This is a genomic window from Bacillus sp. NTK071 (assembly GCF_017303315.1).
In the GTDB taxonomy this organism is placed as follows: domain Bacteria; phylum Bacillota; class Bacilli; order Bacillales; family Guptibacillaceae; genus Guptibacillus.
Map to the genome: position 1 here is coordinate 180,415 of NZ_JAFKOI010000005.1, position 20,076 is coordinate 200,490.

Annotated in this window: 22 protein-coding genes; 12 read left to right on the top strand and 10 right to left on the bottom strand. The window is 38.8% G+C overall.

Annotated elements, in window-relative coordinates; genetic code table 11:
* Positions 1 to 102 precede the first annotated feature (102 nt).
* Positions 103 to 1,356 (bottom strand): ABC transporter permease, encoded by a 1,254-nt coding sequence (locus JI666_RS11115; protein ID WP_206891726.1) that lies wholly within the window; start codon positions 1,354 to 1,356, stop codon positions 103 to 105.
* On the bottom strand, positions 1,349 to 2,248 hold the full coding sequence (locus JI666_RS11120) for an ABC transporter ATP-binding protein (protein WP_206891826.1): 900 nt from the start codon (positions 2,246 to 2,248) through the stop codon (positions 1,349 to 1,351). Before JI666_RS11120 ends, JI666_RS11115 begins: the two co-directional genes overlap by 8 nt.
* Positions 2,249 to 2,396: 148 nt before the next feature.
* On the opposite strand from JI666_RS11120, the gene JI666_RS11125 reads away from it, so the two are divergent.
* Positions 2,397 to 2,582: a YhzD family protein gene (locus JI666_RS11125; RefSeq protein ID WP_206891728.1), complete on the top strand. Its 186-nt coding sequence runs from the start codon at positions 2,397 to 2,399 to the stop codon at positions 2,580 to 2,582.
* Between the two features lie 211 nt (positions 2,583 to 2,793).
* Here JI666_RS11125 and JI666_RS11130 read toward each other — a convergent pair whose 3' ends face one another.
* Entirely contained in the window at positions 2,794 to 4,275 is a 1,482-nt protein-coding gene (locus JI666_RS11130) for an aldehyde dehydrogenase family protein (RefSeq protein ID WP_206891730.1), read from the bottom strand.
* 184 nt (positions 4,276 to 4,459) lie between these two features.
* The gene (locus JI666_RS11135; protein ID WP_206891735.1) at positions 4,460 to 5,311 is read right to left on the bottom strand and encodes a Cof-type HAD-IIB family hydrolase; all 852 of its coding nucleotides are present in this window, start codon (positions 5,309 to 5,311) and stop codon (positions 4,460 to 4,462) included.
* Between the two features lie 142 nt (positions 5,312 to 5,453).
* Here JI666_RS11135 and JI666_RS11140 point away from each other — a divergent pair, with 142 nt between their 5' ends.
* Positions 5,454 to 5,729, top strand: a complete 276-nt coding sequence (locus tag JI666_RS11140) for an FmdB family zinc ribbon protein (RefSeq protein WP_206891736.1) — start codon at positions 5,454 to 5,456, stop codon at positions 5,727 to 5,729.
* Between the two features lie 101 nt (positions 5,730 to 5,830).
* Here the strand turns inward: JI666_RS11140 and JI666_RS11145 are convergent, their stop codons facing one another.
* Together JI666_RS11145 and JI666_RS11150 are read right to left on the bottom strand one after the other, a co-directional pair.
* Positions 5,831 to 6,199 carry a YlbF/YmcA family competence regulator gene (locus tag JI666_RS11145; RefSeq protein WP_206891737.1) on the bottom strand — a complete coding sequence of 123 codons (369 nt, stop codon included), beginning with the start codon at positions 6,197 to 6,199 and terminating at the stop codon, positions 5,831 to 5,833.
* A gap of 81 nt (positions 6,200 to 6,280) precedes the next feature.
* Complete coding sequence (locus JI666_RS11150) at positions 6,281 to 7,423, bottom strand: DUF445 domain-containing protein (RefSeq protein ID WP_206891738.1); 1,143 nt, start codon at positions 7,421 to 7,423, stop codon at positions 6,281 to 6,283.
* A gap of 131 nt (positions 7,424 to 7,554) precedes the next feature.
* On the opposite strand from JI666_RS11150, the gene JI666_RS11155 reads away from it, so the two are divergent.
* From JI666_RS11155 to JI666_RS11200, 10 genes are all read left to right on the top strand, one after another.
* Complete coding sequence (locus JI666_RS11155) at positions 7,555 to 8,910, top strand: YheC/YheD family endospore coat-associated protein (protein WP_206891739.1); 1,356 nt, start codon at positions 7,555 to 7,557, stop codon at positions 8,908 to 8,910.
* 9 nt (positions 8,911 to 8,919) lie between these two features.
* Positions 8,920 to 9,981, top strand: a complete 1,062-nt coding sequence (locus tag JI666_RS11160; protein ID WP_206891740.1) for a YheC/YheD family endospore coat-associated protein — start codon at positions 8,920 to 8,922, stop codon at positions 9,979 to 9,981.
* Complete coding sequence (gene yheD / locus JI666_RS11165) at positions 9,978 to 11,351, top strand: spore coat-associated protein YheD (protein ID WP_206891741.1); 1,374 nt, start codon at positions 9,978 to 9,980, stop codon at positions 11,349 to 11,351. Before JI666_RS11160 ends, yheD begins: the two co-directional genes overlap by 4 nt.
* A complete protein-coding gene (locus JI666_RS11170) occupies positions 11,348 to 12,517 on the top strand; it encodes a YheC/YheD family endospore coat-associated protein (RefSeq protein WP_206891742.1) in 1,170 nt (389 codons plus the stop codon). The genes yheD and JI666_RS11170 overlap by 4 nt, the downstream gene beginning before the upstream one ends.
* Positions 12,518 to 12,562: 45 nt before the next feature.
* Complete coding sequence (locus JI666_RS11175; protein ID WP_136948112.1) at positions 12,563 to 12,775, top strand: DUF5342 family protein; 213 nt, start codon at positions 12,563 to 12,565, stop codon at positions 12,773 to 12,775.
* 66 nt (positions 12,776 to 12,841) lie between these two features.
* Positions 12,842 to 13,024 carry a hypothetical protein gene (locus tag JI666_RS11180; RefSeq protein ID WP_206891744.1) on the top strand — a complete coding sequence of 61 codons (183 nt, stop codon included), beginning with the start codon at positions 12,842 to 12,844 and terminating at the stop codon, positions 13,022 to 13,024.
* 139 nt (positions 13,025 to 13,163) lie between these two features.
* Positions 13,164 to 14,051 carry a PucR family transcriptional regulator gene (locus tag JI666_RS11185; RefSeq protein ID WP_206891745.1) on the top strand — a complete coding sequence of 296 codons (888 nt, stop codon included), beginning with the start codon at positions 13,164 to 13,166 and terminating at the stop codon, positions 14,049 to 14,051.
* Between the two features lie 312 nt (positions 14,052 to 14,363).
* On the top strand, positions 14,364 to 15,461 hold the full coding sequence (gene msmX, locus JI666_RS11190; protein WP_206891746.1) for an oligosaccharide ABC transporter ATP-binding protein MsmX: 1,098 nt from the start codon (positions 14,364 to 14,366) through the stop codon (positions 15,459 to 15,461).
* Positions 15,462 to 15,632: 171 nt separating this feature from the next.
* Positions 15,633 to 16,424 (top strand): transporter substrate-binding domain-containing protein, encoded by a 792-nt coding sequence (locus JI666_RS11195; RefSeq protein WP_286170747.1) that lies wholly within the window; start codon positions 15,633 to 15,635, stop codon positions 16,422 to 16,424.
* Entirely contained in the window at positions 16,417 to 17,076 is a 660-nt protein-coding gene (locus JI666_RS11200; RefSeq protein WP_206891752.1) for an amino acid ABC transporter permease, read from the top strand. The genes JI666_RS11195 and JI666_RS11200 overlap by 8 nt, the downstream gene beginning before the upstream one ends.
* 33 nt (positions 17,077 to 17,109) lie before the next feature.
* Here JI666_RS11200 and JI666_RS11205 read toward each other — a convergent pair whose 3' ends face one another.
* The 4 genes from JI666_RS11205 to JI666_RS11220 all read right to left on the bottom strand — a co-directional run bounded on the left by JI666_RS11205 (position 17,110) and on the right by JI666_RS11220 (position 20,074).
* Positions 17,110 to 17,361, bottom strand: a complete 252-nt coding sequence (locus tag JI666_RS11205; RefSeq protein ID WP_206891753.1) for a hypothetical protein — start codon at positions 17,359 to 17,361, stop codon at positions 17,110 to 17,112.
* An 80-nt stretch (positions 17,362 to 17,441) separates the two neighbouring features.
* Positions 17,442 to 17,657, bottom strand: coding sequence for an alpha/beta-type small acid-soluble spore protein (locus tag JI666_RS11210; protein ID WP_048313244.1), 216 nt, complete (start codon positions 17,655 to 17,657; stop codon positions 17,442 to 17,444).
* Positions 17,658 to 17,784: 127 nt separating this feature from the next.
* Complete coding sequence (locus JI666_RS11215; RefSeq protein ID WP_206891754.1) at positions 17,785 to 19,146, bottom strand: TrkH family potassium uptake protein; 1,362 nt, start codon at positions 19,144 to 19,146, stop codon at positions 17,785 to 17,787.
* Positions 19,147 to 19,498: 352 nt separating this feature from the next.
* Positions 19,499 to 20,074 (bottom strand): DUF4257 domain-containing protein, encoded by a 576-nt coding sequence (locus JI666_RS11220; RefSeq protein WP_206891755.1) that lies wholly within the window; start codon positions 20,072 to 20,074, stop codon positions 19,499 to 19,501.
* Between the last annotated feature and the right edge of the window lie 2 nt (positions 20,075 to 20,076).

Consider the following 20,076-nt stretch of genomic DNA (forward strand, 5'->3'; position numbering starts at 1 on the left):
CTCCAAAAATGCCTTATACTTAACCCTTAACTAGAATTTTCGCATTTAAAAAGTCATCCGCAACGTTATGGCGGATGACTTTTTTACAAACACAGTGACAGACTACCGTTCTCTCCTGGATAATTTCAATGCTTTTCCTATATCTTTTAATGAAGATGATTTACCATACATCAACACTCCACCTCGATAAACTCTGGCACCAAGAATTCCAAATGCAATAATCGTCCCTATAAGGAGTGCAAGACTAATTGCAACTTCCCAAAATGGAATGGCAAGCATTCCAACTCGCAAAAACATAACGACTGGAGTAAAGAACGGGATATATGATGCAATTGTTACGAAAGGAGAAGAAGGTGTACCTAGCCCAAACATTGCGATAAAGAAAGCAATAATGATCAAAAATTGAATAGGCATAATAAGCTGTTGGACTTCTTCTGCTCGACTGACTAGTGAACCCACCATAGCGAGAATTGTAGCATAGAGCAAATAGCCAAGAATGAAGAAAACAATTGCATAAACAACAAGCGAAACAGTTAAATTACTAAAATCGAGAAATGAAAGAAAACCAGTTTGTGATACTTCTTCATCTTGTAGCTTCATAAAGAGGTACCCACTTAAAATAATAATCGTATATTGTGTTAAACCTAGTAAAGCGATACCAAGGATTTTCCCAAACATTTGCTTTACTGGAGATACACTCGAAATCAAGATCTCCATCACTCTAGAAGACTTCTCTGTTGCAACTTCCACTGCTACCATATTGCCATAGAAAATCACTGAGAAATAAATAACAAACAAAAGCACATAGACAAACACTCTCGCTTGATTCAATTCTTCTTCAGTTTTTGCGCCTTTTTCTAGCGCTACTTTCTCAAATTGAACTGGCTGATCAATTTCAAGAAGCTGCTCTTGTGTTACCCCAGCCCTCTCTGCCGCAATGGTGCTCTTGACTTGTTGGAGTGCTGACTCAAGCAATTGAGGTGTGATTTGTTCTGCAACAGTTTCTGCTTTATAGACAGCCGTTGGTTCGCCAGCTCCGTTTTCACCTAAAATCAAATAGCTATCAAGTTCCCCTTCTTCAATTGCCTGCTGCGCCTCTTTTTCCGTTCCATCAAATGGTTTCAGAACGAGATTAGACTCCATTTTATTTAATTGCGTCTGAAGCAAAGGGAAATAGTTACTTGTTGTGACTACTCCGACTTGATCTTCTTCACTAGTATCAAATCGATCAATAATAGTGGATATATTGGTTATAAGAAAGATCATTAGAAGCGTTATTACCGTTGTTACGATAAAGGCTTTTGACTTTAAACGATTTAAGTAGGTTCGGGAAAGAACAATTAGAAACTTATTCATATGCCGCCCCCACTTTCTCTATGAATATATCATTCAAAGATGGCTCTTCTAATTCAAATCTTCGAACAAATCCTCTTTCTGTTAATTTATGAAGTACAACTTGAGAAACCTGCTCTTCCTCTATTTGGACAACGCTATGGTTCAATCCCTGTTTAATTAGGTGGACTCCCTCAAGATTTTCAAGAAAAGCGAGATCAAAATCTACATCAATGAGAATGTTCTTTTTACCATAGGAGCGCTTAATCTCCTTTAAGTTACCTGATACAACGGGTTTCCCTTTATGAAGAATACACAAATGTTCACATAATTCTTCCACGTGCTCCATTCGATGACTGGAAAAAAGAATTGTTGTACCTAACTTCTTAAGATCTAGAACAGCGTCTTTTAGAACTTCAACATTAACTGGATCAAGGCCACTAAACGGCTCATCAAGAATGAGTAATTCTGGCTTATGTATGACCGCTGCAATAAACTGGATTTTTTGCTGATTACCTTTCGATAGTTCTTCCACTTTCTTATCAATGTACTCCGGTACATTAAATCGCTCAAGCCATAAAACGACTTCCTTCTCTACCTCAGATTTCTTCATCCCCCTTAATTTACCAAGGTAGATTAATTGTTCTTTCACTTTCATTTTGGGGTAAAGTCCCCGCTCCTCAGGTAAATAACCAATCAAATGACTAGAATCATAAGATATAGCATCTTCCTTCCATGAAATGGTGCCTTCCGTCTGATCAATGAGACGTAAGAGCATTCGAAATGTTGTTGTTTTACCAGCACCATTCCCTCCAAGTAGTCCAAAGATCTCATTCTCCGGTATTGATAAATTCAAACCATCAACTGCTGTGAAAGCTCCAAAACGCTTTGTTACATTTTGAAATTGAAGCATAATTCCCCCCTAATATAATGACCTAGCTACACTAACATTACTTTCCACCATTAGTATAACGTTTGATTAAACCAAAAGATTCATTTTTTCAGAAAAAAGTGACAACGAAAAGCACAATCGGTAAAATGGATATTAGCAGGAGGGGATTAAAATGGAAAAATACATTATCACCGCATTCGAAAAAAACGGAACCAACGTCTTAGACGAAAGCTTCGAAGCTCAGGACGAAAAAGAAGCAAAAAAAGTCGGCGAAGAACTACTCAAACAAAAAGGACTAGAAAAAAACTCCGCCCGCGTCGTCTCATCACAAGGAAAACTAATTTTGTTTAAAAGATGAAAAGCGGAAGTGGGCGTTTAGACACGACAGGCACTGGAGCCCTATAAATTGAACACGTTCTTTGTGTTCGAGTTATAGGGTGAAGTGACCGAGTGTCTGCCCACTGCAGCTAGACACGAAAAGCGGAAGTGGCCGTTTAGCCTCGAAAAGCGCTTCAATCCAACCAAAAAACCGCCCGTCCATATCATATGGACGGGCGGTTTTCTTCTTCTTACTTCAAGTTAATCCAAACACTCTTTACTTCTGTGTAATTGTTAAGTGCGTAAGAGCCCATTTCTCTTCCAATTCCAGACTGCTTGTAGCCTCCGAATGGAGAAGCTGCATCAAATGCATTGTAACAGTTCACCCAAACAGTTCCGGCTTTAATCTTATTTGCCACATAGTGAGCAGATTTTAAGTTTTCAGTCCACAGTCCTGCTGCTAGGCCGTAGTTCGAGTCATTTGCACGTTCAATGACTTCATCAAGATCTTCGAACGGCATAGCTGCTACAACTGGACCGAAAATTTCTTCTTTCGCAATTGTCATTTTGTCGTCAACATCAGAGAAAATAGTCGGCTGCACATAATAGCCCTTTTCGTATGGAACTTGTCCACCAGTCAGCAATTCAGCGCCTTCATCCTGACCCTTTGAAATGTAATTCATTACGCGCTGATGCTGTTCTTCCGATACAAGTGGTCCCATTTCTGTATCTGGATCAAGACCTGCCCCTTGTTTAATCTTTTGACTATGGCTCACCAGGTCTGCCATTACGTTGTCATAGGCTTTCTTTTGAATATACAATCTTGAGCCTGCACAGCATACCTGTCCTTGGTTAAACATAATGCCGCTCAGGGCACCCGGAATTGCTTTTGTCATATCAGCATCTGGTAATATGATATTCGGTGATTTCCCACCAAGCTCTAGCGTTACACGCTTCAAGTCGTTTGATGCTTGATTCATAATATATTTACCAACTGGGGTTGATCCAGTGAAGGCAATTTTGTCCACATTTGGATGTTTAACAAGCGCATCGCCTGCAGTTTCTCCGTAACCAGGTACAACGTTCACAACACCTTCAGGGAAGCCTGCTTCTTCCATTAGCTGAGCCAGGTAAAGAGCAGATAACGGAGTTTGTTCAGCTGGTTTTAAAACAACTGTACAACCAGTCGCAAGTGCTGCACCAAGTTTCCATGCAGCCATTAGTAATGGGAAGTTCCACGGAATGATTTGACCAACAACACCTAGTGCCTCATGACGAGTATAGTTAAAAAACGGACCGTTTACAGGGATCGTTTGTCCCATGATTTTCGTAGACCATCCTGCGTAATATCGGAAATGCTCAATAGCAAGAGGTACATCAGCATTTCGCGTTTCGCGAATTGGTTTACCGTTATCAAGTGTGTCAATCATAGCTAGCTCTTCTTTGTTCTCTTCCATTAAATCAGCTAGTTTATAAATTAATCGGCTTCTTGCTGAAGCAGACATTCGAGACCACGGACCACTATCAAATGCTTTTCTTGCAGCCATAACCGCTTCATCAATATCGTCTTTCATGGCTTCACTAACAGTAGCTAATACTTCTCCAGTTGAGGGGTTTAGTGTATCAAATGTTCTTCCTGATACTGAATCTTTCCATTGACCGTTAATGTAGAGTTGTTTCGTTCCTTTCAGAAATTCTGCTACCTTTGGACTCAAATCGAGAATTTTTTGCATACTAACTATCCCTCCAGATAATAAAATTATCAAACGTTATACATATTAGATATTTTTCCATGAAAGCCTTTTCATTTTGTAAAAATGCATCGAAAGTCACACAAAAAACACCTTAATCCCCCTCTATTTGACAGGGTTCGACTAAGGCGCATAACGTTTGAAGCTATTCTAATTGAACGGTAAACTATCTTTTTAGCTGTACACGCATTTGTCTCCTGAATACTTCTTTGACCATATACGATACACCCTGTTGGTCATTTGACCGCGTTACCCAATCGGCTAATCTTTTTAATTCATACGTTGCATTTCCCATTGCAACACCAAGCCCTGCTTGACGAATCATTTCTGCATCGCAATCCGCATCGCCTATCACTACCATTTGATCCACTGATATTCCTAATTTATCACCAAGAAGACGCAATCCTTTTGCTTTTGATACCCCTTTAGGAACGATACCGAAGTTACACTTTGTCGAACGAACAACAGAGATGGAAGGAATTCGTTCTTCAAGAAGATGACGAGCTTCTTCTCTTTCCTGTTCATGGAAAAAATGAGCATCAATCTTTGGTGGAGAGAGTTCTTTCATCTCTAAATATTCACTAAGGGTTTCTACAAAGTTGACCGGATAGAAAAGTGGATCACCTATCCCTAATGTCATTTTGGCAGATAAATAATGGTTATGCTTTACTCGATTGCCCACTGCTAATCGTTCATGAATAATACGAATATGACAATCGAACTTCTCAAGAATTTGAACGATTTCTCGAACATCCTTTTTTGATATCCTCTCTTCATAAACAGGCTCTTTTACCTGTTCTGCAATGAAAGCTCCACTATGAGTAATGAGAATAGCATCATCAAGCTTTACTGCCTTCGCAATCTTTTTAGCAGATGCAAAATTACGACTCGTCGTAAGGGTTACATACACACCTTTTTCTTGAACATAACTAATGGCATCTTTCGTTTCTTTATCAATCTTATGATTAGACCTAAGCAGGGTTCCATCGATGTCTAAAGCAAGAAGTTTGTATACCATTCGGATCCCTCCTGAACAAAAGTAGTCCTCTTATCACTTAACTCTATGAAGGTTGAATCTTGTCTTATCACTTAAATTTGAACCAAATGACTTATTGTTATAAATAGGAGTTTAGAATGATTGGACCGTGGGAAGTTTTAATATGAAACTACTATTATTACAAATGTATTACAATAGAAGAGAGGGGCTAGTAGGTATGACACAAGGAAAAGAGCGAATCCGATTTGACTGTGTTGGTACGTTAGAAGAACCGCATGTTTACAAATGTTCAGAGTGTGATCATGAATTTCGTGGAATGATTGGTGGAAATGAGAACAGGGATTATGAACTGGATTGCCCTCAATGTGAAGTAACAGAGAGGATTACAACTCATCCACAGCAGTTTGAAGTGGTTGGAGTAATCGAAAACGCTGTCTAGGACTTATCCTAAATAAGAAACTCTTCACTTACAACTTAGCCAATTAAAAAAGAACGCCCGCCATTAGTATGGCGGGCGTTCTTCTATCGTCTTAAAACGACTTATTGCTCTGCATCTTCTTCAGGGCTACCGTACAGATCTTCAAGCGGTCTAGTTACGATTTTGTTAATGTCCTGAATAACTTGGCTCATGCGCTGCTCTTGTTGCATTAGTTGAGAAATCACTTCGTGCTGCTGCACAAGTTCAACTTGCTGTTGAGCTTTTTGTGCTTCTTCTTCAGTGATTTGCTCACCAGTCATTTGCTTCTGTTGAAGCTCCATCTGCATGTTGCGGAAGTTATCAAAAAGTTTCTTTGATACTTCATCCTGGTTTACTTGATCGTATAATTCTTTAAGCTTCGTATAGTCCTCATGCTCACGCATTGCGCTTTCTAGCTCATATGCTACGTCGTATAGATTTTTCTCTGCCATTGTATATACCTCCTTAGATTGAGGATTATTTCGCTCTCATAACCCTTTACTTACCCACTATAACAAAGACTGAGATGAAATTCATCCGATAAGGGTAATAACAACTCCCTGAATCAATCCGATCAGTCCTCCAAGCACTGCTCCAAGGTACGTAATCATTTTAAATTCTCTTCTTGAAATGGAAAGAACCATTTCTTCTATTCGCCCTACTGAAAAGGTTTCTACTTGTCCTTTTACAATATCTGCGAGATGCATTTGCTCCATTAGTGGCTGAAGATTATTACTTAAATAATTTCCAGCAGCATCCACAATTCTAGGAACAATATCTTCAACGATACGATCTTTATACGGTGCTACAGCATCCGTTAATGAAAGCTGCATGAAATGATCAATAGGAAGCTCATTTACAATAAGTGAAGTGATTTCCTCAATCATTTCTTTTGAATCGAATTTACCTTCAAACGATTCCAGCTTCGTTACCTTCAGTTCGTTCCATTCCTTCTCAAGCATCGTCACGATTACATTCTGTATATCCTTCTGCTTCAAAAGCCGAAGCAGTTCTGGCTGTACTTTATCCACGAGTCGCGTGTTTGTAAAAAACATATTAATCATGCTTCCTAATGTCCCACGATCAGCTAGATAGCGATCAATCATAATAGACAACTTATCCTTACCTTCTGTCGAGGCAATATAATCACTAACTTTTGTAAGAATTAAGTCAGCAAAAGGTTCAATAGCTCCATCTACTTTCGTTTGCAATCGTTCAGGAAGAATGTCAACAACTTCCTTTTGTTTCAATTGCGCCATCTTCAATTCAAGCTTGCCACTAATATAAGTGGAAGCTCTCATTTTTACTTCATTTGTAGGATTCTGCATATGAAGACCTTTTTTTAAAAGTGCTTCTATCGATTCATCTGTCTCAAGGAAACGAAGCACTTCTTTTTGCGCATATTCAATCATCGTTCGCTTGAATACTGGATCATGCATTTTCTGCTGTATGCCTTCAGCGGTAAGAAGATGTTCGACAACCATTCTTCCAAGCTGAACAGCAAGCTCATCTCTTCTCTTAGGAATAAGTCCAGGTGTAAACGGAACTTTCCACTTGCCAATGTAACGTGCTTCATAGGGTCTGAATAACATTTTAATCGCTAATGAATTCGTAAGTCCTCCTATAATAGCGCCAATCGCTATCATAAATAGGACAGTTATGATAATGGACGACATCGTACCTCAACCTTTCTATCTATCACATTCACATACTAAACTCCATCTTCATAGTATACGATATCCGCTATTGCCTATCCAGTTAAAGGAAGGTATTAAAAAACAGAAAAACAGTTGAACGAGGGTCTCTGATGAAATATACTGAGAAGATTATTTTGCAACCTAATAATGAAATAAAGAATACCACTCTTCTGTCACTATCAATCCCGGAAACGATCGCAATAAAGTGGCATTTAAATGAACCATCACTTTTATTTCGATGTGGTGCACTTGAAACAGTCGTAGAGGTACAGGTCTATCGAACTAGTTCAAGTCATACCGTATACTGTTCACCTGCTCTCCTCACTTCCCTTTCACTACCGAACCAAACCATTCCTATCACTCTTACATTTTGCAACAAGCAAAATGTGATATCACTCGGTCCAATATTTTGTCTCGCAACTAACGCAACGGGTGATGAATCACAACCGTTTGGAGCGTACACAGCTTTCTGCAGAGAAATCGCCGAGTATTGCGAAGAACACCATATACTGTTCTATGTATACACATTAAAGCCATGGAATGAACATCGAGTGCTGGGAACGATATGGAATCAACGCACATGGGTTAATTCAGATCTACCTATACCATCCTTAATCTATAACCGCATTCATTCAAGAAAACTAGAGAAATCCAGTCAAATTGAGAAACTGAAAGACATATGGCGAGAACAAAACATTCCATATTTCAATGAGTCCTTTCTTAATAAGTGGGAAGTGCATCAAAAACTTTTATCACATGATGAAGTAGCACCTTATCTTCCAGAGACGATTTTACTTGAATCATTAGATAACATTCAATCCATGATGAATAGCTATCCTACACTCTATTTAAAACCACTTAATGGAAGTCAGGGAAAGCATATTTTTCGTATTAGTCATCACAATCACCTTTTTCAACTTGACTACTCTAGCTTTCAAGGGAATCAGACCATCACATCAAAGACCCTTTCAGGACTTTATCCAACCATTCGCGCCCGTTCTAAGCTTGTACCTTATCTTGTCCAACAGGGGATTCCGCTTCTTGAAATTGATGGATGCCCTGTTGACTTCCGAATCTTGTGTTTAAAGGATTCCGGCGAAAGATGGAAGGTCGTTTCAGCAGTTGCACGCATTGCTCAGTCTAAAGACCAGTTTGTATCCAACATTGCTCGTGGCGCCATGTTAAAAAAATTTGAAGAAGGCCTCATTCAATTCGATGAAGCCCTTCAGAAACAAACCAAAAGAATTGTTCCTGAACTTGCATGCGAAATTTCACAAATTATTGATCAAGAAAGTGACGGGATGTTTGGCGAACTCGGTATTGATCTGTCTGTGGATCAAGATGGACACCCATGGATTATTGAAGTTAATACCAAGCCATCTAAGACGTCTGATGGAATCAATACAAAGAGTTATCGGCCATCAGTAAAAGCACTCATCCGCTTTTTTAACTGGTACACATCTTAGGAGGATTATATGACATCATTTGGCATTATGCAGTCCTCGTTCATGCACGAACAGAATTATATAGAAAGAATCGCACAAGAAGGGAGCTCGTTGGGCTATTCTATCTACCGTTTTCTACCTGATCAAATTCCTTTGAATAATATAAGCGGCTTAACCTACGATCGATCATTACAATCTTGGAAGAAGGCAACCTTCCCTGTACCAAATTTTATCTACGATCGCTGTTTCTACCCTGCAAGTAAAAAAGATAAGCAATCTCCCTTTGTCCACTGGTTGAAAAATCAAACGAATGCAACCTTTCTTGGTTACGGCCTTCCTGGAAAATGGATTATATATAAATATTTAAAAACGGACCCATTACTTCGTAGACACCTTCCGAAAACACTTAAACTTCAGTATCACACCAGTTCTAGAGCTTTAACTGATTGGTTTAAAAACAATCATACTCTTATCATGAAACCTATTTTTGGTTCACAAGGAAACGGACTAATTCATATTACAAAGACCTCACAAAAGATCTCTCTTCAAATCAATCATAAAGGCAATGTCACTCATCATACTTATGATACAACCAGTTCTTTTCTTCAATTTGTAAATAGAATATTGTACCAGCATGATTATATGGCACAACAAATGCTTACACTGCTCGATGAGAAACAAAGGCCATTCGACAGGAGAGTTGTATTAAAGAAAAGTGCAAATTCTACATGGATCGAATTAGGTCGTGCAATGCGTGTAGGGAAAGAACAATCGTTCGTTTCGAATTTGCATAGTGGCGGTTCGATCGAACACGACGATCAAGTTGCTGTACCATCTCAGCTCCTTCTGGCTGCAGATGAGAAGATCACACAACTCGCTTCATATATTGCTAACTTATTAGAGAAAAAGTTCCCTCCTCTTTTCGAACTTGGTCTAGATTTTGGTATAGATCAATCAGGTAAAGTTTGGTTGCTTGAAGCGAATTCAAAGCCTGGTCATCAAGTTATTCCAACCCATATTAATTATCCGTCATTGTTATTTGAATACTGCGGTTCTCTCCTTAACGAGAAGGAAGGGGTTAAGAAAATATGAATACGATACTTTCATTGAAGAAAGAAAAGAACTCTACTGGAACGTTTTATGTACCTCCAAGTCGATTTAAAAGCTGGGTAGATCAGGTTTCGTTCCCAAATCAACTCTGTTTTGGTTCTCGTCGCTCATTTTGTACCGTTTCCCCCCATCCTGAAAACAAAGAGGAATCCCTGCTTTCCGAGGATCTTTGGAAGGTACTTGGTATCCCTGAAGAGTGTCCGATCCATCTTTTTGAGAAGGGGAACTCACTCCATATTGGACCACTAGTTGGTATTTTCACAGCGGGATTTACGAAGGATAGTATGAGGCCAATTGGAGAGCGTAGTATGTATTTTGCTAAATTGCTTTCATCTGCAACAAAATGTGGTGCGGTCGGTTTTGTTTTTGGCGCACATCAAATTAATTGGAAATCAGGAACAATTAAAGGGTTAATGTACAACAAACGAGGTTGGTACAGGGCAACGGTTCCCATTCCAGATGTTGTTTACGATCGTCTACCGAACCGTAGCTCAGAAGCAATCGAACAAGTTTCAGACACGATGCAGAAATTACAGTCACAATATTTCACACCTTGGTTTAACCCTGGCTTCTTCGATAAATGGACGATGTTTGAGAAGCTTCGTGAAGATCAGATCGTTAAGCAGTACTTACCAGAAACTCTTTTGAATCCTAAAAGTAGCATCCTATCACGAATGCTAAATGATTATGAACAGGTTTATATTAAACCAGCAAACGGAAGTCTTGGATTAGGTATTCAACAAATCCTTAAGCCAGCAAATGAAAAATATTACTATTGTCGATTTAGAACAGAGAAAGAAAATCGTCTGAGAAGATACACTTCTCTCACTAGATTGTTGAAAACGCAATATCCTAACGGTTTGAAAGGCTTAATTGTCCAACAGGGCATAGACCTCCACCGCATTAATCAGAGACCTATGGATTACCGTGTTCATACGAACAAGAATAAAGAAGGAAAATGGGAAGTAAGCGCAATTGCTGCCAAAATAGCAGGCGCAGGAAGTTTAACGACTCATATGGCATCGGACGGAACCGTTAAAACAATTGGTGAACTTGCTTCTGAGTTTGGTATTAATAGACAAATCGAAACAGATTTAATGGAGGCTTCTTTGCAATTAAGTCGTGCCATCGATTTAAAGCTTCCGGGATTCATCGGAGAAATTGGATTTGACCTTGGTGTTACGAAGGAAGGGCAAATTTATCTTTTCGAAGCGAATTCTAAGCCAGGTAGAGGAATCTTTTCACACGCTAGACTTAAATCTGAGGAAGCTAGAACAAGATCTTTACCAATGGAATATGCCATATTCCTGGCGAAATCTGCAATTGAAAAACAGCTGGTTACAACCGTATGATTGAACTTCTCTACAATGATAAGACAAATAAATGGTATCAAAAAAGCACATATCAATTTCTTTATTGGGGGAAAGAGCAGAAAAGGCTCGCTCCCCCTCCTAGTTCTTCCATTTCTTCAATCATCACATTGGACTCAAATAAAAACGATGCAATACGACCAATTGTAGGCATTCTTGCAGGGTCAAATTCCTCTCATCACTTCAGTGGGAATGCCTCTATATTCAAATCCATCCAAGAAGAAATCCGTAACACTGGAGGTCTTTCCTATGTTTTCACCCCTAACGATGTATACCGAACATTCATTAAGGGGTATCTCTATGATCCACATTCAAAAAAGTGGACAGGTTACCGGTTCCCTTACCCGAACATTGTCTACAATCGGATACCTGATCGAAAGGAAGAACAAGCAGAGAAAGTAGCTCTTCTATTTAACTTATTTTCACAAAAAGGAATCCCTTATTTTAATCGGTCATTTTTCCAAAAGGATGCGATTATTTCACACCTTAACAGCAATGAAAAACTAACAAACTTCATACCAGAAACAGAAAGATTAACGGTCACAAGCTTAGAGGAATATCTACACACGTATCCATCCGTTTTCTGTAAACCCTCTTCTGGGAGTAAAGGAAGAGGCATCTTTAGAGTGAAAAACACCTCTACAGGTTATCAGTACATCGATCACGATAACGCGCATAGCTTCGCTTCAATTAATAAGCTTCATGATTATATCCACCCCCTTCTACTTGAAAACTATATGATACAGCGTGACATTCAACTTGATACTTACGAAAACCAAACCTATGATTTCAGAATCCTCGTTCAAAAGCCCCTCAACAGTTGGAACGTAACTGGAATTGGTATACGTGCGGCACAAGCTGGTAGTCTAACTACACATGTACCAAGGGGAGGACGAATTATACCATTCCATAAACTTGCTAATCATAAGGACAAAGCAAAATTAACGAGACTCGCTATTATGGCAGCTGAAGTGCTTGAAGAAGAAACGAAGATGAAGGAATGTTCAATGGATATTGGCAAAGATTCGGACGGGCAGTTCTGGATTTTCGAAGCCAATTCTAAGCCAATGCGGTTCGATGAACCTTATATTCATCGTGATTATATTCAATCACTCATTGCTTCATTTCGAACCTTCTCCGCGTTCTAACACCTTATGTTATGATTAGGGAAAACGATGTATGGGGGAGTAAAAATGTTTTCACATTTTCAATATAAATCAGTTGGATTAAAAGCAAGAAAACCGAAATGGGAAATTTCATTTTTCTACCAGGGTGCATACTACCGTGCCCTTTATCTTCACAACGGTAAGTTTGATTGGTTTGAACCTGCTCCTCCTGAGTCTGAGCAGGAAAAGCTCCAATCTCAAATACATGAGTTAATGCTTTTCCACGTCTATGAGAAATAAAATTCATATTTATCTCTGTATATCCTCATACTAACCCTATCTAACTAAACAGGGGGTTGCAGGATTATGACCAAGAAAAAAGTTGAAGATTCTATGTATGAAGGTCGAGATAAATACGACATGGATATTGATCGTATGGTAAATGAAGGAATGGCTGGTGGAGCTGTTCACCATAGCTATAAGCAGGCTCAGATTGAAGAAGCCATACCCATTATGGAACAGGAGCCTCCTCGTTCAAAGGAGAAGTAAAGTGAATACCGATTAGCAAAAATAAATCTTTCGAACCTCTGTCACCTACAGAGGTTCTTTCTATTTCTCCATTTTATATTAATTTGTTAGAAGTGTTGCGTTATACTAAAGGATACTGATTGAGAAAGGAGTGCTCCTAATGAATACAAAACTAGCTGACTTATATGGGAACGATTATACAATTAGAACGGATCAGCCTGAACAATTTTTCTGGTACAGAACTCCTGAGGGAGAACGGTTTGGTATTCGTAAAACTCGATTAACTACACGAGAGAAAAGCCTTCTCAACGCTCTCTTTCCCACTATACGACTTGAAGAAGAGCTAAATCCTACTCAGAAGAAATGGGCTTCCCTCTTATTCAATGAGGACTCTAATGTCGACATTAATGTTAAAGCTCCTATAAGATACATACAATTCTCCTTAAAAGAAGCTCCCTCTGATCTTCTCGATTTCAGAGAAGCAATGATGGGGTTATTTTCTGAGGAAACGATCTTACTTTTTGAAAATGAAAAAGAAGGACTCCTTATTCAATTGAATGCGATAGATGGAGAAAGTGTTCACGATCTTGAACAAATGGCTGCTGCACTTACTGCTGACTTCTTTACTGGCATGGCTCTGTTCGTCGGGCAAACGATTCAACAAACTGATGAAAGGAGTTTAACCCGAATTTATACTTCTGAGAAGGAGTGGTTCTCTTCAGGATTGAACATATTCCCTTCCAAACTGGTCTTTACTCACCAGGACCTCATTCCTGCTATTCTATTTAATGAAGCAAGAACAGACACCATTCAATACTTAATAAGACTAATTGAACCTGTTAAAGAAGATGTTGAATTAGTGAAGAGCATTCGAATATATTTGGAATGTAATTTAAACATCACGCTTGCTGCTAAACAGCTGTATGTACATAGAAACAGTCTTCAATACCGTGTAGATAAATTCATTGAGAAAACTGGAATAGATGTAAAGAGTTTTAGAGGAGCGGTAATGGTTTATTTATCCCTTCTTGCTCAAGAACTGCGTTGATATAACGCAGTTCTTTTATAGGGGTCTTTTCGTATACATTGTTGCTGAAAGAGTAGGTCAATTTCCGCTCCAATTAGCGAAGTCAGGTTCTTTTTAAGAATAACCTTTCAAAACAACAATCTTTTAGAAAAGAGCCATAATTAAAGAATTTTAATAAAAGATCCTTCTTGATTTGCACTAAAAAATGAGCTCTTTCGTTCATACTGCACAAAACTCATCATGTTTTTTGTGCACGCTTCCAATTTACGATAGCGTTTTCATAAAGTAGACTTAGAACTAACAAAAGAGTTCAATTCTTGGGAGGCTTTTATAATGGCAGAAATTACACTCAATCACATTTACAAACGATATGATAATAAATTCGAAGCAGTTAAGGATTTTAACTTAGATATTAAAGATAAGGAATTCATCGTTTTCGTTGGACCTTCTGGTTGTGGTAAATCAACAACACTTCGTATGATTGCGGGTCTTGAAGATATTTCAGATGGCGACCTTGTAATTGGAGATCGTCGTGTGAATGATGTAGCACCTAAAGATCGTGATATTGCAATGGTATTCCAGAACTACGCCCTTTATCCACATATGAATGTATACGACAACATGGCATTTGGATTAAAGCTTCGTAAATTCGACAAAAAAGAAATTGAACGTCGCGTTACAGATGCTGCTCGCATCCTTGGTCTTGAAAGTCTTCTTGATCGTAAACCTAAAGCTCTTTCAGGTGGTCAGCGTCAGCGTGTTGCATTGGGACGTGCAATTGTTCGAGATCCTAAAGTATTCTTAATGGACGAACCTCTTTCAAACCTAGATGCAAAGCTACGTGTACAAATGCGTGCTGAAATTTCTAAGCTTCACCAACGTTTGCAGACAACAACTATTTACGTAACACATGACCAAACAGAAGCTATGACAATGGCAACACGAATCGTTATTATGAAAGACGGCGTTATTCAACAGGTTGGTTCACCTAAAGAAGTTTATGACGCACCTGATAACGTCTTCGTTGGTGGTTTTATTGGATCTCCAGCTATGAACTTCTTCCGCGGAACACTTGAAGATGGCTACTTTAAAATGGGCGACGTTAAAGTGAAAGTACCTGAAGGAAAAATGAAAACGCTACGTGAAAATGGATACTTAAACAAAGAGGTTATGCTTGGTATTCGTCCAGAGGACATTCATGATGAGCCAGTATTTATTGAGTCTTCTCAGGATACAAAAGTAAATGCCGTCATCGATGTAGCTGAATTAATGGGAGCTGAAACGTACCTGTACTCGAAGATAGCAGATCAAGATTTCGTTGCACGCGTTGATTCTCGTACAGATATTCAAAACGGTCAAAACATTAGTCTTGCATTCGATATGAACAAGTGTCATTTCTTCGATACTGACTCAGAACTTCGTATCAAATAACATTTTAGTTGAAACACTTCCTCTATTTGAGGAGGTGTTTTTTTATGGTGATGAAATGCATGAATAATGGAATTAACGTCAATAATGTTTCGAGATTGACTTTCCGTCAAATCCTGACTACAATAAACCTGTAATTCACATCAATTTTGTAGGAATTAAGGAGGATTTAATTTGAATAAAAAATGGATGCTAGGGTTGGTATTCGTTCTGACACTCAGCATACTTGCGGCATGTGGCAGTAATCAGGATACTGAAAATGCAGGAGAAGACTCTTCAGATAAGAAAGAAACGCTTCTAATTGGTACAGAAGCAACATATCCACCATTCAGTTATCGAGATGATAATAATGAAATCACAGGATACGACGTAGAAGTTGCACGCGAAGTAGCTAATCGAATTGGTATGGAACCTGAATTTAAAGCAATTGAATGGAAAGGGCTCCTCTCTTCTCTTGAAACAGAGCGTATTGATATGGTAGCGAATCAGGTAACCATCACAGATGACCGTAAAGAACAATTCGACTTCACATCACCATACACATATTCTGGTGGACAAGTAATCGTTAACGAAAACAACAATGACATCAAAGGTATTGACGACCTGAAAGGTAAAACAGTTGGTACAACACAAGGTAGTAACTATGCACAAGCTGCTGAAGAAGCTGGAGCTGAGACAAAAATTTATAAAGGTGCTAACCAAGTGTTAACGGACCTAAGCAGTGGACGAAACATTGATGCTGCAATGAATGATCGTCTTTTCATTCTAACTGAACTTCCAGAACAAGATTACAACGTTAAAGGCGTTGGAGAAACTTTTAATAAAACAGAAATGGCTTTTGCCTTACCAAAAGGAAAAGATGACTTAATCGAGAAAATTAATGGAGCACTAAAAGAAATGAAAGAAGATGGTACCCTTGAGGAACTCTCTAAGAAGTATTTCGATGGAGAGAATGTAAGTGAGTGAAACAACTGATGTTTTGATTAATTCTTTGCCTTTTCTATTTGAAGGGGCAAAGAATACTCTTCTACTTAGTTTTTTCTCTATTTTTGGTGCCTTACTTGTTGGTTTAGTCATCGCATTATTACGTTTATCGAAAAACAAATTAGCAACAGGTGTAGCAAAACTCTATGTATCGTTCTTCAGAGGTACGCCTCTGCTCATACAGTTATTCATTCTATACTACGGACTTGTATCTGTTAATATCGAACTAACAGCATGGCAGGCAGCATACACTGGACTGATTCTGCACTTTGGTGCCTATATATCTGAATCTTTTCGAGCAGCCATTCTATCCCTTTCAAAAGGGCAATGGGAAGCAGCCATGTCGCTAGGTATGAAGAAATCGTTAATTTACAAAGAGGTTATATTACCTCAAGCATGGCGAAGAGCTATTCCACCAGTATGGAATTCATTGATTGACATAGTAAAAGCTTCTTCCCTTGCTTCGGTACTTACAATCTCTGAACTAACGTATAACGCAGACCAGATTGCAGCTTCTAGCTATAAGGTACTCCCAATTCTATTAACAGCAGCACTTATTTATTGGTTCTTCACAACCATTCTTAACATTATTCAAAGCATTCTAGAAAAACGATTATACATTCCATCCTCATAAGAAGAGCTGCCTAACGTTAGGCAGCTCTTTTAACTATGTCATCCACTCTTCAATTAAGTAGACCTCGCTCATTCCACATGTAGGGCATGCTAACAAATGGGGACACTCATGAACCTTGTCTTGATATCCATCGTTTTGCTTGAGCGACTCAATGGGTTCATATGGACTGTAATCATCATAATAATCTGCTTCTCTTCCTTGATCTACTAGTGGAATAGACTCACATATGTGACATACAAGCTGAATCGCCGCAAAACTATTGCAAAGTGGACACTCAAACGTCATCGATATCCCCCTTAATTCTTATGTACTGAATGACGTAAGAAGGGATGGACTTGTCCACCCCTTACAGCCATGGTATATAATTATTTTTGGTAACCGCCAAGCTGTTGTTCAGCCATTTGAACCAAACGCTTAGTGATTTCTCCACCAACAGATCCGTTAGCGCGAGAAGTTGAGTCCGGACCAAGTTGTACTCCGAATTCAGTTGCGATTTCATACTTCATCTGGTCGATAGCTTGAGCTACACCAGGTACTACAAGGTTGTTAGAGCTTCCTTGTCTGCTTTGTTGTTGAGCCATGTCAATCACCTCCTTTGTACAACTAGTTTGTGAAATCTCACTTTTTATATACCAAAAAGAATTGGTAATTATGACCATAGACAGAAATACTCAAAAAAAAAAGCAAGAGGAGTTATCCCTCTTACTTTTAACCAATAATGACTCGTTCGGTTGGATAGTGATATCTTTCACGTAGAACCGTTCCACGAATAAGGAATAAAAATGACAGAATCCCAATCCGTCCAATAAACATAAGACACATTATAACGATCTTACCAAATGGACTTAGACCTGGGGTAATACCCATTGATAGTCCTGTCGTACCAAACGCTGAGGAGACTTCAAAAATGATCGCTACAATCGGAAATGGCTCTGAGAATGAAAGCATTACAATGCCAATGCTCCACACAATGATGGCAACTGAAAAAACGACAAACGCTTTGTGGATGTCTTCATGATGGAGTTCCCGACCAAATACTTTAATGGATGTCGCACCTTTTGCAAAAAAGAAAATCGCAAGCAATACGATGGCAAATGTTGTTGTACGAACACCGCCACCTACACTACTTGGTGAAGCACCGATAAACATCAGTGCAGACATTAGTAGCTGTGTTGGCTCCTGAAACTGATTCACGTCCATTGTTGAGAGACCGCCACTTCGCGTTGTAACGGATTGAAACATCGAGTAGAAAAATGTTTCGTGCCACTTTTTATCTGCAAAAAATGATGTTGCTTCAAATGCCCATATGAGAATGGCCCCTGATACTACAAGCACTAGGAACGTCATCGTTGTAAGCTTCGTGAACAATGAGAATTTATATCGATAGCTGTTTTGTCTTGAAAATAAAAAGTTTTTCACTTCTATCAACACAGGAAAGCCGATTGCGCCGGTTACAATTAACAAAGTATGAATAAATTGAACAAAGTAATCATGTGCAAATGGTTGAAGAGATTTTCCTGTTATATCAAAACCGCCATTCGTTGTTGCGCTGACAGAAGCAAAGAACCCCTGCAAATAGGCTTCTTGCCAAGTTTCAAAAAAACGAAGGTAATAAGTACCAAGGACGAGTGCACCTATCAGCTCAATGATGAAGATTAAACCAAGTATTTGCTTCATCAACTGTACTAACCCAGCTAAAGTGGATTGATTTTGATCCGTCATGATAAGCTGACGTTCTTTTAATCCAATCTTTTTACCCATAACTAGCCACACAAATGTACCCAGGGTCATTATGCCGATCCCACCAATTTGCAGCACGAAAGCAATTATAAAGATACCTGGTACACTGAATGTATCCGCTGTGGAAACAACAGTAAGACCAGTTACACTTACAGCACTTACAGCAGTAAAAAGCGCATCAATAAAGGACAGCTCAACTCCTTGCTGATGTGCTATCGGTAAGCCGATTAAAAAAGTGGAAATCGTTACCGCTATTAAATAGAATAAAACGATTAACTGTACAGAGGTTAATCGTATGCGTCGAAAACGAGATCGTAACAAAGCATCCACAGCCTTTTCAGTATAGTGAAACTTCTAACAGAAGGGGGCTTTATTTCCTCTGATAGTTAGTATTGGAGAACTAAAGGGGCAGTCGCCTCACCTGTTTTGAGGTAAAGGATGTACTGCCCCTTAGAGTATTGATAATCACCATCCCTATCTTAACTCAAATAAGGTAAGTGTCAATCTCTTTTCCTATATCACCCATTATTGAGAATCTTCACACGTTCTATTCTAATTCTTCTTCTAGTTTATATGAAAGCATGTCCAAAAAGAAATACCTATATATCCACTCATACAAAATAGAAGGAGCTGAAATAATCAGCTCCTTCTATTTTGTATAGAATTAAACAGTTGCATAGAACTAAAGGGAACGCTGTTTTCCGTTATTCAGTAACGCATTGATTTCGGACTGAAAAACTTTTGCTTCTCTTGGTCCGATTGATTCAGCTAAATTGCACTGAAGCAAAGTGAGGCGATTTACCTCCTCTTCTGTTAAATAAACAGGAGGCGGTGACATGACTCCTTTTACAACTGGAGTCGTAGAATGTTCATCTTTTAGATGATAAGTTTGAATGTTCTCCCCCTCAATTTTAATGTTACTTTCCTCAATAATTTGATTTGTTTTATGATCAATGTACCGTTTTAGAAACGCACTACTTCCAAATCCTGTTAACATTGAGAGATATAATAAATATTGTCCAGTCCCACTCTCAATAAACAGAAGTGTGGTTAATATTCCACCTATCGCCCCAACGAAAGGCTCCTTCAACGATCCAATGTTATAATGGATCGTTTTGGATTGTTGATTAACGACCTTTCGCCATGGTTGAAATTCTCCAGACATGAGAATATTACCAACACCGCCAAGTGCACCAGCAACACTAATAAATACAATGTAACTCCAGAAGTGATCTGTTAAATCAGAAATAATATCCATTT

Excerpts from the sequence above, each read along its gene's own strand:
- JI666_RS11155 (WP_206891739.1), top strand. The coding sequence starts at position 7,555 with ATGAAATATACTGAGAAGATTATTTTGCAACCTAATAATGAAATAAAG.
- JI666_RS11210 (WP_048313244.1), bottom strand. The coding sequence starts at position 17,657 with ATGGCTCAACAACAAAGCAGACAAGGAAGCTCTAACAACCTTGTAGTA.
- JI666_RS11150 (WP_206891738.1), bottom strand. The coding sequence starts at position 7,423 with ATGTCGTCCATTATCATAACTGTCCTATTTATGATAGCGATTGGCGCT.
- JI666_RS11130 (WP_206891730.1), bottom strand. The coding sequence starts at position 4,275 with ATGCAAAAAATTCTCGATTTGAGTCCAAAGGTAGCAGAATTTCTGAAA.
- JI666_RS11140 (WP_206891736.1), top strand. The coding sequence starts at position 5,454 with ATGAAACTACTATTATTACAAATGTATTACAATAGAAGAGAGGGGCTA.
- JI666_RS11170 (WP_206891742.1), top strand. The coding sequence starts at position 11,348 with ATGATTGAACTTCTCTACAATGATAAGACAAATAAATGGTATCAAAAA.
- JI666_RS11160 (WP_206891740.1), top strand. The coding sequence starts at position 8,920 with ATGACATCATTTGGCATTATGCAGTCCTCGTTCATGCACGAACAGAAT.
- JI666_RS11205 (WP_206891753.1), bottom strand. The coding sequence starts at position 17,361 with ATGACGTTTGAGTGTCCACTTTGCAATAGTTTTGCGGCGATTCAGCTT.
- msmX (WP_206891746.1), top strand. The coding sequence starts at position 14,364 with ATGGCAGAAATTACACTCAATCACATTTACAAACGATATGATAATAAA.
- JI666_RS11125 (WP_206891728.1), top strand. The coding sequence starts at position 2,397 with ATGGAAAAATACATTATCACCGCATTCGAAAAAAACGGAACCAACGTC.
- JI666_RS11115 (WP_206891726.1), bottom strand. The coding sequence starts at position 1,356 with ATGAATAAGTTTCTAATTGTTCTTTCCCGAACCTACTTAAATCGTTTA.
- JI666_RS11220 (WP_206891755.1), bottom strand. The coding sequence starts at position 20,074 with ATGGATATTATTTCTGATTTAACAGATCACTTCTGGAGTTACATTGTA.
- JI666_RS11185 (WP_206891745.1), top strand. The coding sequence starts at position 13,164 with ATGAATACAAAACTAGCTGACTTATATGGGAACGATTATACAATTAGA.
- JI666_RS11145 (WP_206891737.1), bottom strand. The coding sequence starts at position 6,199 with ATGGCAGAGAAAAATCTATACGACGTAGCATATGAGCTAGAAAGCGCA.
- yheD (WP_206891741.1), top strand. The coding sequence starts at position 9,978 with ATGAATACGATACTTTCATTGAAGAAAGAAAAGAACTCTACTGGAACG.
- JI666_RS11180 (WP_206891744.1), top strand. The coding sequence starts at position 12,842 with ATGACCAAGAAAAAAGTTGAAGATTCTATGTATGAAGGTCGAGATAAA.
- JI666_RS11135 (WP_206891735.1), bottom strand. The coding sequence starts at position 5,311 with ATGGTATACAAACTTCTTGCTTTAGACATCGATGGAACCCTGCTTAGG.
- JI666_RS11175 (WP_136948112.1), top strand. The coding sequence starts at position 12,563 with ATGTTTTCACATTTTCAATATAAATCAGTTGGATTAAAAGCAAGAAAA.